Genomic DNA, 16,239 nt, shown 5'->3' with positions numbered 1-16,239 from the left:
GATAGTATTTTTTATCATTTAATTATTGTCCTTCTGACGGATTTCTACACGGCGAATTTTTCCACTGATGGTTTTCGGCAATTCATCCACAAACTCAATGACACGTGGATATTTATAAGGCGCTGTCACCCGTTTCACGTGATCCTGCAATTCTTTTATCAGTTCCGGTCCGGCCTTCTGCTTGTAGTCTTTTGCCAACACGATAGTGGCTTTTACCACCTGACCGCGGATTTCATCGGGCACACCGGTAATGGCACACTCCACAACCGCCGGATGCGTCATCAAGGCACTTTCCACTTCAAACGGGCCGATACGGTAACCGGAGCTCTTGATGACATCGTCGGCACGTCCTACGAACCAGTAATAGCCGTCTTCGTCACGCCAAGCCACATCGCCTGTGTAATAGATACCATCGTGCCAAGCCTCACGGGTAAGTTCAGCATCACGATAATATTCCTTGAACAAGCCAAGCGGTTTGCCTTTATCCGTACGTACCACAATCTGTCCCTGTTCTCCATCTTCCGCCGAACGGCCGTCAGGTTTCAGCAAGTCAATGTCATACTGCGGATTAGGCACGCCCATACTTCCCGGTTTCGGCTCCATCCACGGGAAAGTAGCCAGAGTCAATGCCGTTTCCGTCTGTCCGAATCCTTCCATCAGACGAATGCCCGTAATGCGTTTGAAAGTCTCATATACAGAATAGTTCAACGCCTCGCCCGCCGTCGTACAATATTCCAGTGAAGACAAATCATATTTCGACAAGTCTTCCCGAATCAGGAAACGATAAATCGTAGGAGGTGCACACAGCGAAGTGATGTGATAATCATGAATCTTTTGCAGAATATCTGCCGGAGTAAACTTCTCATGGTCGTATACAAAGATATTGGCACCGGCAATCATCTGTCCGTACAGTTTTCCCCATACAGCCTTTCCCCATCCGGTATCCGCAATGGTCAGGTGCAAACTGTTTTCATGCAGATTGTGCCAGAAGCATCCGGTAGCAATATGTCCGAGCGGATAAGTAAAGTCGTGTGCCACCATCTTCGGTTCCCCGGTAGTTCCCGAAGTAAAGTACATCAGTGAAATATCCTCGTTGGTATTCACATGTTCCGGACGTACAAAAGGAGCGGCAGCTTCCATACCCTTATGGAAATCTTCAAAGCCCTCCGGATATTCCGGACCAACACTAACCAGGCGTTCTACCGTAGGAGAATCAGGCATAGCCGCCAGAATATGTTCTGTGATGACCGGTTCACCGGCAGCCACAATCATCTTGATACCGGCAGCCTGACAACGATAGACAATATCTTTCTTTGTCAGCAAGTGTGTAGCCGGGATGACCACTGCTCCCAACTTGTGCAGAGCAATGATAGAAAACCAGAATTCATACCGGCGTTTCAAAATCAGCATGACCTTATCTCCATGACCGATTCCCAGACTCTGGAAATAAGAGGCGGTCATATCGGTATATTTCTTCAAGTCCGCATACGTAAACTGTATATGTGCTCCTTTGTCGTTTGTCCACAGCAACGCATTTTTATCGGGCTGTTCAGCCGCCCAGGCATCTACCACATCATAACCGAAATTAAAATTCTCCGGCACCTTCACTTTAAAATTCGCAATGAAATCCTCTTGTGAGGTAAAGTGAGTTTGTTCAACAAATCTTTCTAACATATTTCTTTTCAAAATTAATTACTACATAACGATGGCGAGGAACTTCACCGCTTTCCCGTCGAGCGCCTTCATTCCGTGAGGCAGTGAAGAATCGAAATACAAGCTGTCTCCCTGCTCCAGAATCAAATCTTTTCCGTTTATGCTCAACAGCATCCGGCCCTCAATCACCAGATTGAATTCCTGTCCGTAGTGCGTATTATAATAAATAGGTGTATCCTCCGGTTTAGGCTCTACCGTTACCAGGAAAGGATCGGCCTTGCGGTTCCGGAAACCTGAAGCCAGCGACTGGTATTTATATGCCTTCGTACGCTCCACCGAAATACCGGTTCCCCAGCGCGTCAGGAAATAAGCATTCATTTTAGGCTCTTCACCAAACATCAATACATCAAGTGGCACATTGCACTTCCGTCCTATCTGCTGTAACGTACTGACCGCAATGTCACACTCGCCCGACTCAATCTGCTGGTACTTATCCACCGGTAAACCACATTGTCCGGCCATATCCTCCACACTTAAATCCAGCGCATCGCGCAATCCGCGGATACGTTCTCCTATTTGTCTTATTTGTTCGTCCATAGTGCAATTTTTTAGTTATTCGCTCAAAATTACGAAAGATTATGAAAAACCAAGAAAAATATTTCGAACTTTGTAACCGAAAATTTTAAAACCATGATCAGACAGGATTACATCATACGCATGATTCAGGAAATATTTGCCGCAATAGCCAACCTGATTCTCCGCCGGAAGCACATCAGCAAGTCGGACTGGGGGGAATATGAAAGTACGGCACGGCAAGTGCTGGAGGTCACTCCCCAGCAGCTGGAAGAAATGGACGGCCAAACCATACTGGAAAAATACAGTCAGGAAAAAGATGGCATAGAGAAAACCGAATTAGCTGCCATGATGCTGCTGAAAATGGCGGAAGACACCGAAAACATCGTGCCTAAGGCCCGACTTCGTCAGGAAGGACTCTACCTGCTGAAATATGTGCAGGAACATGGAAATACCTATTCCCTACCCCGCAACCTGCTGATTCAGTTTTTGGAATCAAGGAACTGATGTTCACCGACGGAATAAAACGAATCTGCTAACCATGAATACACTGAAAATAGCCTATATCGGTATGGGATACCGGGGAAAGCAACTGCTTGCCCTGACCCGCCACATTCCTTACTTCCAGGTGACTGCCATTGCCGACCCGGAAGCCCGGGAAGCCGACTACGACGTGCCTTGCTACAACCAGGGAGGAGATGATTATCAAAGAATGATTGCCCTTCATGCCCCGCAACTGGTTTTCATTGCTTCTCCATGGCAGTTGCACGTAACCCATGCCTTGTACTGCATACAACACGGCTGCCATGTGGCACTGGAAATCAAAGGAGGACTTTACCTGCATGAGTACCAACCGCTGATTGAAGCGGCAAAAGCCGGAAAGAAAAAAATCTTTCCACTGGAGAACACGCTTTTCCGGCAGGAAATTCTGGCCATGCACAACCTGGTCCGTGCCGGTGAATTAGGTGAAGTGGTATACATGCGAGGAGGTTACCGTCACGACTTGCGCAATCTTCTATTGGACGACCAGGGTAATCTGGGCAACCGGAAAAAGACGGAAAGCATCTGGCGAAGCAAATTCTACCAGCAGGAAAATGGTGACCTTTATCCTACCCACGGACTGGCTCCTCTCTGCCTCATCGCCGGCATTCCCCGCAAAGACCGTTTTGTACGCCTGACCACCTTTTCTTCCAAACCTGCAGGCCTATACCAGCGTATCCGTGAATTAGGAGGAAATCCTCACGTGCCTGTCACGCAGGGAGATGTAACCGTCACCCAACTGGAGACGGCTTCCGGAACCTTGGTTTCTTTGACTCACGACACCACTCTTCCCCGCCCCAGAAGCCTGGACTTCGAAATACAAGGCACCAAAGGAATCTGGCAGGGAGAACAGCGACGCATTTATCTGGAAGGAAAAAGTCCGCACGAAACATGGGAGGCAGATACCGCTTACCTGCAAAAATACGAACACCTCTATTGGCAACAATGGGGAGAAGAAGCGCTGCGCATCGACACGCACCATGAAGGAATGGACTACATCATGCTCAAAGCATTAGAAGCCGAAATGAAACAGGAGATACCCTACCCGGCCGATATACACGATCTGGCTCTTTGGACTTCGGTTACCCCTCTGTCCATACGGTCCGTAGCAGAACAACACACCGTACCGATGGAGTAAGCCATTCCGGTTTATTCCAAATACAGATAATCGTAATGTACCAGCGGTTTCTGCCCGTGCTGTCCCACCATGGAAAGTGCTTCTGCCGAGTCGGCTGATACACGGCCTACTCCAATTTGCCGTCCCTGCTCATCCATCACGCGCACGAGGTCATCTTTCTCAAAATCTCCCACAACCCGCGTCACTCCCACCGGAAGGATACTGGTAGCCTTCACTCCTCTGACGGCCTCTACTGCCTGACGGTTCAGATGAAGTTCCCCTTTGGCAAAGCCTTCACTGTGCGCAATCCACTTCTTCATGCTCGACACTCCCTCCATGGCTGGAAGGAAACGGGTACAGACAGTCGTATCCGGATGACACAACAAATCCGATAGGATATTCTCTTTCTTGCCATTGGCGATAATCACAGCAATTCCTTCATCGGCCACCTTACGGGCAATGGTGCTTTTAGTGAGCATCCCTCCCCGTCCGAATCCAGACTTCTCGGTCTGAATGTAATCCGACAAATCCTTTCCACGCTCCACCGTACGTATCACAGAAGTACCCGGCTGCGAAGGTGAACCGTTGTAAATGCCGTCAATGTTACTAAGGATAATCAATGCCTGCATGTCCATCATCGAAGCAATCATACCCGATAGTTCATCGTTGTCGGTAAACATCAGCTCGGTCACCGAAATCGTATCATTTTCATTCACGATAGGAATCACCCCGTTCTCCAACATCACCTTCATGCAATTACGCTGGTTCAGGTAATGCCGACGGGTAGAGAAGCTTTCCTTAGTCGTGAGTACCTGACCTACGGTAATGCCGTGCTCACGAAACAGTTCATAATAACGGTTTATCAACTTAGCCTGTCCCACTGCCGAGAAAAGCTGCCGCTGGTCCACACTGTCCAGTTTCCGCAAGGGTTTCAACTCGCTTCTTCCTGAAGCTACCGCTCCGGAAGACACCAGCACGATTTCCACTCCTGCTTTATGCAACTCTGCCACTTGGTCCACCAATGCCGACATGCGGGTTATATCCAGTGTGCCGTCACGGCGGGTCAGCACGTTACTACCTATCTTTACCGTGATTCTTTTATACTGATACGTTTTGTTTTCCATGATTCACTCTCACTTTTGCACAGGAAACACCTGAAAAATCTTTCAAATACACATTATTTAATCATATTCAGTGGCAAATGTAATAAATACCGCACAGAAACAAAACAATTTATCACAATATGTAAATAAAACAGACTTTTTCTCTTTCCGCTGATTTAAGAAACGCAACGTACTAATCAAAAAATCCGAATTACATCTTCTAGGTTTCCTTCACCCAAACCCTACGTCTCCGCATCCGGGAACGTTCGTTTTTGTATCGGGAAACCTACGGTTCTGCCATGCGAAACGTAAGAGACTACAGAGAATTTTAGATAAATCTTACTGAGATTTTCCAATGAACAAGGCTCACTAACCCGTCAACAAAACTTACTTTTACAAAATATAATCAACTGGTTATAAATATATTAAGAACAAGACAATTTACTATATGTATTTACCTGCCCATCCAAGGCATAATAGAAGCATCTATCTTTGCAACACAAGGTTTTAATTCATTTAGTGTTAACTTTTAAATTAAATTTATGAGAGCAAAAGTAAATTGCATGCAGGTTATGAGAAGCACGCTGACCCTCCTCTGCCTGATGTTTCTCTGCACATTGAATGCGGTTGCCCAACAACTCAATGTGACAGGTAGTGTGAAGGACGCTTTGGGTGAATATATCATCGGAGCAAGCGTTTTGGTAAAAGGAACCACCAATGGAACAATTACTGACATTGATGGAAACTTCTCTGTAAGCGGTGTGGAAAAAGGCAGTGTACTGGAAATTTCTTACATCGGATACGTATCTCAGTCCATTACTATAAATGATGAAAAGCCACTCCAGATTATCTTAAAAGAAGACTCAGAAACCTTAGAAGAGGTAGTAGTCGTAGGGTACGGAGTTCAGAAAAAAGCCAACCTGACTGGGGCTGTCACTTCCATGAAAAGTGATGAACTACTTAAATCAAGAGCTGCCAATGCCACCACAGCCCTTGTCGGACAGATGCCAGGACTTATCTCCAAGCAAGCCAGTGGAGAACCTGGTGCCGACGATGCCAGCATCTTTATCCGTGGTATCGCAACTTTCCAGGGAGACGCCTCTCCAGCCTATATCATTGACGGAATCGAACGTACATCAGCCGACTTTGCGCGTATGGACCCCAATGACATAGAATCAATTAACGTATTGAAAGATGCAGCTTCGGCAGCCATCTTCGGTATGCGTGGAGCAAATGGCGTGATTGTCATCACTACCAAACGAGGTACAGACGGAAAAGCCAGCATCAAATATTCTGGCAGCGTATCTATACAGTCTCCAACCAAACTGCCAGAATTTGCCAACTCCTACGACTACGCTCGCTTAGCTAACCAATATTTCGGAAGCGAGATTTATTCAGCAGAAGCCATCCAGAAATACAAGGACGGTTCAGATCCAGAGCTATATCCTAACACAAACTGGTATGACGAAATGCTTACAAAGAATGCAATACAAAACCAACATAATATTTCAATTTCAGGAGGTAACGAAAAAATACGTTACTACGTCAGTGGTGGTTTTCTGAATCAGGGTGGCTTATGGGAAGACCTGAACTACAAACGATACAATTTACGTAGTAATATTGATGCACAAATCACTAAAACCACACGCCTGGGAGTAGATGTGTCCGGCCGTTTAGAGAAATCTTTAAACTCCGGAAGCAGCTATACTATTTTCAAGGAACTTGTACGTAATACTCCAGTACTGCTATGCCGCTATCCCGACGGAACCTTTGCCTTTCCGGATGCTACTCACCCAAACATTGTAGCAGCCAACCAACCAGGGGGAAGTTACAGCAAAGGAGAAACTTTCGTAGTAGATGCCAGAGTAGAGTTGGAACAGGAATTAGACTTCATCACAGAAGGATTGTCGGCTAAAGGAGTTATGTCTTACAGTCGAAATAATTATACGAATAAAGCATGGAGCGTATCTCCTTACGTGTATTCCAAAGATGCAAACAATGAGTATGTACTGAATCCACGCACAAGCCCGTCACTCAATCTGACACAAAATCAAACAAACTATCAGGAATATCAGTTACAAGTAAACTATAACCGTTCATTCGGACTACATAATGTAACTGCCATGGCCATGGTATTAGCACGAAAAGGATTCAGTTCTACATCCAGCATGTTTCGCAACTCTTTTGACTCTGAAATATTAGATCAGATTAACGCCGGAAACACTGACGGACAAACCATGAATGCCGTAGACAGCGAAACCGCAAGAGCCAGCTATATGGCACGCGTGAACTATAACTATGCATCCAAATACCTGGTTGAGTTCAATATCCGTCGTGACGGATCTGAGAATTTTGCACCTGACAAACGGTGGGGAACATTTGCTTCCGCTTCTTTAGGATGGGTTGTTTCTGAAGAACCATTCTTCGAAAGTTTGAAGAACACAATTAACTTCTTAAAAATTCGTGGTTCTTATGGAACATTAGGAAACGACAACACCGGTGGAGTAAGCTTCCCGTTCTATAGCCGCTTTGAACTATACCAAGGAGCAGTAGCCAGCAACGGATTCATGAATAACCTGGGAGACTATGCCTTTGGTGACCTAGTTACTAAAGGACTCGTACCGGGAGCGATTGCCAATAGCCTTGCTACTTGGGAAAAATCTAACAAAGCCAATATTGCATTGGATGCCACTTTATTCAATAACTTAAACTTTACTGTAGACCTCTTCACAGAAAGAAGGACCAATATTCTGACACAACGTACGGCCGAAGTGCCTTCTTCATTCGGTGGCATTCTGCCTTTGGAAAATATTGGAATCGTAAACAACAAAGGTATTGATCTCTCATTAAACTATCACAACTCAATAGGAAAAGTCAATTACTCCGTAGGCGGTAATTTTACTTTTGCCAGAAACAAAATTGTGGAAATGGCCGAGGCAGAAGGTACATCTGAATACATGCGGCAGACAGGACGTCCCATCAACGGATACTATGGTTACAAAACAGATGGAATTTTCCAGTCACAGGAAGAAATTGACAGCTACGCCAAACAAGAAGTAGCCGGAGTAGGATACGACACACAAATTGGAGATATTAAATATGTAGATGTAGACGGAAACGGAGTAGTAAACTCTGACGATATGACTTATTTAGGATACGGAAACATTCCTGAAATTATCTATGGAATTAACGGTTCTTTGAACTGGAAGAATTTCGACTTCAGCTTCCTGATGCAGGGAGCAGCCCATGCTCAAGTTTACTTGAAAGGAGGTATCATTCTTCCTTACTTTAACCAGGGAAACCTGCCACAGTTCTGGGTAAACGAGGCTTGGACAGAAGAAAACCCCAGCAACCGCTATCCGAGACTTGCTGAATCGGTACACAATTTCCCGGCAACAGATGTACCAGGTGTACAAACTTACCTTTACAATGCATCATATTTACGTTTGAAGAACATAGAAGTAGGTTACACCTTCCCCACATCTTGGTTAAGCCGTATCGGAGTAACCAATGCCAGAGTCTATGTGAATGCACAGAACCTGTTCACTATCTCGGATGTTCCTCAGATTGACCCTGAAAATACCGAACAAGAAGGTTGGACATACCCACAAATGAAGTCGTTCAACTTCGGATTATCACTACAGTTCTAACCCCAAAACAAGAAGATTATGAAATCAATAAGAAACTACATATTAATGGCCACACTGATACTGTCGGCCGGATGTTCAGACATGCTTGATGTCAAACCGACGACTTTCATTTCCGATGAAGCCATTTGGGAAGATGCCAACCTAATCAATCAATTTGTAGCCAACACCTACGGTTCCATGCTCTGCGGATTTAACCGATGTACTGCCGGATACGGGCAGACCTGGTCCATGTCATGGGCTGGAAACCTGGATGCCGCAACCGATGATTTTGCCAGTGTAGCCGATTCTCCTATCTACACCCAGCTCAACAAAGACGCCATTACAGCACAAAGCTGTCCTTTCGTAGAGGAAATATGGACCCAAGAATACATCGTTATACGTAAATGCAACATACTTATCCAGCAACTGCCATCTGTAGATGAAAAGATTCTAGACACACAAACTAAAGACAGACTCCTTACGGAAGCCCGTTTCTTACGTGCATTCTGCTACTTTGAACTGGCTAGAACTTTCGGCAAGGCTCCTCTCATTTTAGAGCCACAAGAACTGGATGACAACCTACAGGTAGCTCCTTCTTCATTTGCCGACATTGTAGATTTCATCGTAGAAGAATGTGATTTGTATGCCGATAATCTGCCCACAGAATATAGTAAAGAGATGAACGGCCATGCAACCAGAGGCGCCTTCCTCGCCCTAAAATCCAGAGCCTTGCTTTATTTAGCAAGTCCGCTCAATAGTGAAGATGATTCCCAGAAATGGGCTGCAGCAGCAGAGGCCGCCCAAGCTGTAATTAATCTCCACAAGTATGAACTGTATAAAACAGGAAATACGCCTTATTATTCCATGGCATTCGACAAAACGGCAGCTAATAAAGAAATCATTTTCGAACGTCGGTTCTCGTTTCCTGATGCTCCGCACAATATTCACATGATGTGGAGTCTGGGAGGAGCAGACGGTTCATGGAACGGACTTTATCCTACACAAAATCTGGTAAATGCCTACGAAAGAAAAGACAGGCAACCTGTATCACTCCAAAATCCGTATGCAAATCTCGACGAGCGTTTCTATCAGAGCATTATATATCATGGTTCTGAATGGGAAGGACAAAATATCTCCATGGTAGAGAACTTAGTAGATGCGACCAAAAACGGAAACTACAAACCTGAAATCGGAAAAGCCAGATGCGGTTACGGACCAAAAAAATTTATTGAAGAACTGCCTACCTCCACCAACCTTTACAGTGGGTATGCTCAAAGCAACAATTTCCCTTACTTCCGTTATGCGGAAATCCTTCTAAATTACGCAGAAGCTAAAAACGAGTCTCTTCCGGCTCCTGACCAGTCTGTGTACGATGCTGTGGATGAAGTACGTGAAAGAGCTGGATTAGACGGGCTCCCAGACAACCTTACCAAAGAACAAATGCGCGCAAAGATTAAGAATGAAAGAAGACTGGAACTACTTCTCGAAGAGCATCGTTTCTATGATTTACGCCGCTGGAAAGATGGAGACGTACTCAAACAGCCCATTTTAGGAATGAAGGTATACGACAGACAAAATAACGGACAGCAAGAATACGTTATCGAACAGATTGAAGAACGTAAATTCACAGGAAACAACTACTACCTGCCTATACCATTGAAAGAACAAGAACGTAACCCCTTACTGAAAGATTAAACATGATCAACCGATTGCTAATTATAGTAGCCTGCACATGCCTATGGGCATGTGCAGCCACTACAGACTCTCAACCTCCAATTGTACACAGCAGCTATGTACCTGAAGGATATCGGCTGGTGTGGAACGATGAATTTGAATCGGACGGAAAGGCACTGCCTGATACCACCCAATGGTATTATGAAACCGGTGGAGGAGGATGGGGAAACAATGAGCTACAATATTACCTGCCGGCCTGCAACAGTAATGATACCGTTGCCTTCACTCAAAATGGCTGTCTGGCTATCCAGACCGTACTACTCAAACGCCCCATTGACGGATACAAATATGCTTCTGCCAGAATGAACACCCGTCAGGCATGGAAATACGGTTATTTTGAAGGAAGAATGAAACTCCCTATAGGAATAGGCACATGGCCTGCTTTCTGGATGCTTCCTCAAGATTTTAAACAATGGCCTTTGGATGGAGAGATGGACATAATGGAGCATGTAGGCAGCCATCCAGACTCAGTACATATTACCATGCACATGGAAGAATACAATCACATGAAAGGAACCCAAAAAACCTCTGTCAATTTTGTGAAAGGAGTACAATCGGAGTTTCATATTTATGCACTAGAATGGACTCCTAATTACATTCACGGTTATATCGACGGAAAGCAATGTTTTACTTTTGTAAATGACCAAAAAGGCGACAAAAAGACCTGGCCTTTTAATGTTCCATTTCTAATCAAGCTCAATATGGCTATTGGAGGAACCTTAGGCGGTAAACTGGGGGTAGATGATTCTTGTTTCCCCGCCAAATTTGAAATTGATTATATAAGAGTGTATCAAAAATAAAATGAACCATCCTATGAAACCTACTAAACTAATTGCTACAGTTCTGATTTCAGTATGTATCGGAGGCTGTTCGTCACAAAAAGAGCCCCAACCAGAAGCAGCTATTGAAAATAAAGTAGATAGTTTACTAAGTCAAATGACTTTAGAAGAGAAATTAGGCCAGATGAATCAACTCAGCCCATGGGATTTTGAAGAACTTGCCGCCCGCATACGCAAAGGAGAGGTCGGTTCTATACTGAACGTAGTAAATCCGGAAGAAATAAACAAAATTCAAAAAATTGCAGTAGAAGAATCACGTTTGGGAATTCCCATTCTTGTGGCCCGCGATGTAATTCACGGCTACAAAACCATTTTCCCTATCCCATTGGGACAGGCAGCAACTTTCAATCCAGAAATTGCAGAACAAGGTGCTCGTGTAGCAGCCATTGAAGCCTCAGCCGACGGAATCCGCTGGACCTTTGCCCCGATGATTGACGTTTCACGTGACCCTCGCTGGGGACGTATCGCTGAAAGTTGTGGAGAAGATCCTTACCTGAATGCCGTAATAGGAACTGCCATGATTAAAGGCTATCAAGGAGATTCTCTGAATGACCCGACAGCCATTGCAGCCTGCGCAAAGCATTTCGTTGCATACGGAGCAGCAGAAGGCGGTAGAGATTATAACTCCACCTTCATACCTGAGCGTGTGCTGAGAAACGTGTATCTTCCTCCTTTCAAGGCAGCAGCAAATGCCGGATGTGCCACCTTTATGACTTCATTCAATGATAACGACGGTGTACCTTCTACAGCTAACAGCTTTGTGCTAAAGGACGTGCTTCGTAAAGAATGGAAATACGATGGTATGGTTGTAACCGACTGGGCTTCCGCTCTTGAGATGGTAAATCACGGTTTCTGTACCGATGGGAAGGATGCCGCCGAAAAGTCTGTCAATGCAGGGGTAGACATGGAAATGGTGAGTGAAACATTTATCCAAAACCTCAAACAGTCCATATCAGAGAACAAAGTATCAATGGAAACAATCGACAATGCTGTACGCAATATTCTACGCCTGAAATTTCGTTTAGGCTTGTTTGACAATCCTTATATCGTAACTCCGCAGTCTGTAAAATATGCCGAGAAGCACCTGCAAGCAGCCAAAACGGCAGCTGAACAATCGGTCATTCTTTTGAAGAATGAAAATCAATCATTGCCACTTACTGACAAGGTAAAAACCTTAGCCATCATCGGTCCTATGGCAGATGCTCCGTATGAACAGATGGGTACCTGGGTATTCGATGGAGAAAAAGAACATACACAAACGCCCTTGACTGCCATCAAAAAAATGTATGGCGATAAAGTTAAGGTACTCTTTGAAAAAGGACTCGCTTACAGTCGCGACAAGAGCACTGCCGGTATCGCTCGTGCAATAAGTGTAGCTCGTCAATCCGATGCTGTAGTAGTATTTGTCGGAGAAGAATCGATTCTTTCTGGTGAAGCACATTCTTTGGTCAATCTGAATTTGCAGGGAGCCCAAAGTCAGCTGATCAAAGAACTGGCTGCCACCGGGAAGCCGGTAGTTACGGTAGTAATGGCTGGACGTCAGTTGGCCATTGCCGACGAAGTAAAAGTTTCGGATGCGGTACTCTATAGCTTCCATCCGGGTACAATGGGCGGTCCGGCTATAGCTGACATTCTTTTCGGAAAGGTAAACCCAAGTGGAAAAACTCCGGTGACTTTCCCACGCATGAGCGGACAAGTACCTATCTATTATGCACAGCACAAGACAGGCCGTCCTGCCAATCCGACAGAAATGCTGATTGACGAAATTCCTGTAGAAGCAGGACAGACCTCCGTAGGATGCCGTTCTTTCTATTTAGATGCAGGCAATTCACCTCTTTTCCCCTTTGGTTACGGTCTCTCCTACACAACTTTTGAATACAGCAACCTGAGTCTTACATCAGATAAATTGACTGCACAGGATACTCTATCCATTAGTTTCACCCTAAAAAATACAGGCAACTACGATGGTACAGAAGTAGTTCAACTTTATATACAGGATAAGGTAGGTTCAGTCACCCGTCCGGTGAAAGAACTCAAACGATTCCAGCGTGTCACACTGAAAGCAGGAGAATCTACACAAGTATCATTAAATCTTCCTGTCTCAGAACTTGCTTTCTGGGGATATGATATGAATTATACTGTAGAGCCAGGTGATTTCAGACTTTGGGTAGGAAGCAGTAGTGCAGAAGGATTAGCTAAGGACTTCTCTGTATCCGCATTATAGCCTACGGAAGTTTCATAGGTTTATCATAAAGCTGAATTAAAGCTTACTACTACGCTGTTTAAACCACCTTACAAGTGTGTTCAAACAGCGTTTTTATTCTTTTTGATGGAAAAACTCTCTCCTTCCAAGAAATCTGTGTAACTTTAGACTCTGTTCAATAAACTTATACCTTCCATCAAACCTACGCTATGCCATACTATATGAAAATATACCTCATCTTGTTCACCCTACTTTGCTTAGGAACTATTCCCTGCTTTTCTGAACCTCAAATCCAAGATGAGAAGCAACTTCTTCGTGAATTGGATGCCGCTTTATTAAAATATCCCCAATATGTACGGCAGAAAAAGGCCCAGATTCTTGAACTTCATAAATATGAAGCATCTACCAGAGACAATGAGCAGAAATACTGGATCAACAAACTGCTTTATGAGGCCTACAACTCTTTTGAAGCAGATTCAGCTCTGATTTATGCACAAAAGAACCTGGAGCTATCTCACAAAATGGGAAATAAAGAACGAGAAACTTTATGGAAAATCTATAAGACGTATATGGCTTCCTCCACCGGACTGGTATTAAGTGCTTCCAGTGATTTGGCCCAACTGCGCCCATACATTACAACTCCTAATCTGAAAATTGAATATTATGCTCACCAAATATTCTTAGCAGGACATATTCTACAATATGCAGCAGCCCCCATCGATTGGAGTAAGCATGTGCCTCAAAGCGTACGTGAACAAGTAGATTACTATGCCCGGCAAGAGCAATTGTATAGAGATTCTCTTGCTTTATGTTTGCATACCGAAAAAGAACAAATGTCTTTATGGTATCAAGGATTGGCGTTATTTGACACAGACTCACTTTTCAGTATCCAAGATACACTGGAAACAAGCATTCAAAAATCGCAGATGGACACACGACACGATGCCATGAATGCCTACCTACTATCTAAAATCTATCAAAAACAAGGAATAAAAGATAAAGCTAAATATTACCTTATCTTATCGGCTTTGGCAGATATAAAATCAGCCAATCAGGATATAGCTTCGTTAGAAGAATTAGCACAAATAGAATTTCAAGAAGGAAATATAGAACGTGCCTATCTTTATATTTCCAAATGTCTGGAACTTGCCCAGTCATATTGCAATCGTGTACGTCTGGTCAGTATTTCTAAAATTCAGCATGACATCTTAACAGCTTATCAAAACTTAGATAAAAACCAGAAATCCAAGTTAAGGACTTCTGTTTTCTTATTAGGTATTCTGGCATTAGCACTAATCATCACAATTTTCATATTATGGAAACAGATTGGCAAAATAAATAGTTCGCGTATCCAGATAAACCAGGCGAACAAACAACTGAATGAACAAGCTACTGAGATGGCAAAAGTACACAAAGACTTGGAACATGCCCATCACAAAGAACAGCAACTAAACACCAGCTTAAAAGAAGCCAACCTAAAATTACAGGCATCCAACCAGTTGAAGGAAGAATACATTGCTTATGTACTCTCCATTTGCTCTAACTATATCAGCCTGCTAGATGAATTCAGAGGAAAGCTCAAATGTAAGCTCAAAGTACATCAATATGAGGAGGCCTTAGCTTTAACCAGCAACCAAGCTATGACACAAAGCGAACTAAAAGAGTTCTACCGCACTTTTGATACCATTTTTCTTCATGTGTATCCTTCTTTCGTGGAGGAATTCAATCAGTTACTTGCACCGGAAGAACGGATTGTCCTGACAGAAGATGAAAAACTAAATACTACGCTACGTATTTATGCCCTTGTACGATTGGGGATTAGCGAGAGTGTAAAGATTGCAGAATTTCTCCACTGCTCAACTCAGACGGTTTACAACATACGCCTGAAAACACGTAACAAACTAATTGTTCCTAAGGACGACTTCCTAAAGTTAGTACAGAACATCGGAAAAGAGTGTTAGCACTTCGTAATATAAATAGAGAAAGTTGTTCTTCCCCTGCTTCTTTATTCATTATCTTTGCACGGACTTTTAATACACGAAAAATGGTAAAAGCGATATTCTTTGATATTGATGGAACATTAGTTTCTTTCCAGACTCACACCGTGCCGGAGTCTACCCGCGAAGCCCTGCGACTTTTGAGAGAAAAAGGTATTAAGGTATTCATTGCTACTGGCCGTCCAAAGACATTGATGATGGATGCCGTGGGTGACCTGGATTTCGACGGTTATGTCACGCTGAACGGAGCACATTGCTTCACAGCAAATCATGAAGACATTTACAAGGGTTGTGTGCCGCAGGAAGACATTGAACGACTCATCCAGTACCAGCATGACCATCCGGAAATGCCGTTTGTTTTTGTACACGACAATACCTGGTTCCTGACACATGAGGATGAGGCTGTCAGAGAGATTGCCCGTCTGATTCAAATTGACATTCCGGAAATCCGTCCCATAGAAACTGCAAGAGAGAAGGAAATTCTGCAAATCATGGGATATTTCCCCGAAGAAAAAGATGAAGAGATATTCGGAAAGGTGCTGACTCACTGTGAACCCATGCGCTGGCATCCGCTCTTTGCCGACATCATTGCACGGGGAAACAGTAAAAGTCACGGTATCGACCAGATGTTGGCTTATTACGGTATTGACCTGAAAGATACCATGGCTTTCGGCGATGGCGGAAACGATATTCCGATGTTGAAACATGTAGGTATGGGAATTGCCATGGGAAACGCGGCTCCTCACATACAAGCTGCGGCCGATTATATCACCACCTCAGTGGATGAAGAAGGTATCATGCGGGCATTGAAGCACTTCCATATCCTGTAACAGTCCAAATTCTCTAACCGT

The 16,239-nt window shown here is 44.2% G+C and carries 11 protein-coding genes; 8 read left to right on the top strand and 3 right to left on the bottom strand.

The window, feature by feature from the left end:
- Positions 1–18: 18 nt before the first annotated feature.
- Together BACPLE_RS17515 and BACPLE_RS17510 are read right to left on the bottom strand one after the other, a co-directional pair.
- The gene (locus BACPLE_RS17515) at positions 19–1,674 is read right to left on the bottom strand and encodes an AMP-binding protein (protein WP_007564410.1); all 1,656 of its coding nucleotides are present in this window, start codon (positions 1,672–1,674) and stop codon (positions 19–21) included.
- Between the two features lie 21 nt (positions 1,675–1,695).
- Positions 1,696–2,250, bottom strand: coding sequence for a helix-turn-helix domain-containing protein (locus BACPLE_RS17510; RefSeq protein WP_007564408.1), 555 nt, complete (start codon positions 2,248–2,250; stop codon positions 1,696–1,698).
- Between the two features lie 93 nt (positions 2,251–2,343).
- On the opposite strand from BACPLE_RS17510, the gene BACPLE_RS17505 reads away from it, so the two are divergent.
- Together BACPLE_RS17505 and BACPLE_RS17500 are read left to right on the top strand one after the other, a co-directional pair.
- Complete coding sequence (locus BACPLE_RS17505; RefSeq protein ID WP_007564407.1) at positions 2,344–2,733, top strand: hypothetical protein; 390 nt, start codon at positions 2,344–2,346, stop codon at positions 2,731–2,733.
- A 34-nt stretch (positions 2,734–2,767) separates the two neighbouring features.
- Positions 2,768–3,904, top strand: a complete 1,137-nt coding sequence (locus tag BACPLE_RS17500; protein ID WP_007564405.1) for a Gfo/Idh/MocA family protein — start codon at positions 2,768–2,770, stop codon at positions 3,902–3,904.
- A gap of 11 nt (positions 3,905–3,915) precedes the next feature.
- Here the strand turns inward: BACPLE_RS17500 and proB are convergent, their stop codons facing one another.
- The gene (gene proB, locus BACPLE_RS17495) at positions 3,916–5,007 is read right to left on the bottom strand and encodes a glutamate 5-kinase (RefSeq protein ID WP_007564403.1); all 1,092 of its coding nucleotides are present in this window, start codon (positions 5,005–5,007) and stop codon (positions 3,916–3,918) included.
- Between the two features lie 521 nt (positions 5,008–5,528).
- Here proB and BACPLE_RS17490 point away from each other — a divergent pair.
- The 6 genes from BACPLE_RS17490 (at position 5,529) to BACPLE_RS17465 (ending at position 16,218) form a co-directional block, all read left to right on the top strand.
- Complete coding sequence (locus BACPLE_RS17490) at positions 5,529–8,636, top strand: SusC/RagA family TonB-linked outer membrane protein (RefSeq protein ID WP_007564401.1); 3,108 nt, start codon at positions 5,529–5,531, stop codon at positions 8,634–8,636.
- 18 nt (positions 8,637–8,654) lie between these two features.
- Positions 8,655–10,310, top strand: a complete 1,656-nt coding sequence (locus BACPLE_RS17485) for a RagB/SusD family nutrient uptake outer membrane protein (protein ID WP_040313379.1) — start codon at positions 8,655–8,657, stop codon at positions 10,308–10,310.
- 2 nt (positions 10,311–10,312) lie between these two features.
- On the top strand, positions 10,313–11,149 hold the full coding sequence (locus BACPLE_RS17480; RefSeq protein ID WP_007564397.1) for a glycoside hydrolase family 16 protein: 837 nt from the start codon (positions 10,313–10,315) through the stop codon (positions 11,147–11,149).
- A 13-nt stretch (positions 11,150–11,162) separates the two neighbouring features.
- Positions 11,163–13,412, top strand: a complete 2,250-nt coding sequence (bglX, locus tag BACPLE_RS17475) for a beta-glucosidase BglX (protein ID WP_040313434.1) — start codon at positions 11,163–11,165, stop codon at positions 13,410–13,412.
- A gap of 200 nt (positions 13,413–13,612) precedes the next feature.
- A complete protein-coding gene (locus BACPLE_RS17470) occupies positions 13,613–15,352 on the top strand; it encodes a DUF6377 domain-containing protein (protein ID WP_007564394.1) in 1,740 nt (579 codons plus the stop codon).
- Positions 15,353–15,435: 83 nt separating this feature from the next.
- Entirely contained in the window at positions 15,436–16,218 is a 783-nt protein-coding gene (locus BACPLE_RS17465) for a Cof-type HAD-IIB family hydrolase (RefSeq protein ID WP_007564392.1), read from the top strand.
- Positions 16,219–16,239: the final 21 nt, after the last annotated feature.

The organism is Phocaeicola plebeius DSM 17135 (genome assembly GCF_000187895.1).
GTDB classification, from domain to species: Bacteria; Bacteroidota; Bacteroidia; order Bacteroidales; family Bacteroidaceae; genus Phocaeicola; species Phocaeicola plebeius.
Note: the sequence above shows the minus strand (reverse complement) of the source record. Positions and strands in the feature narration are given on the sequence as shown.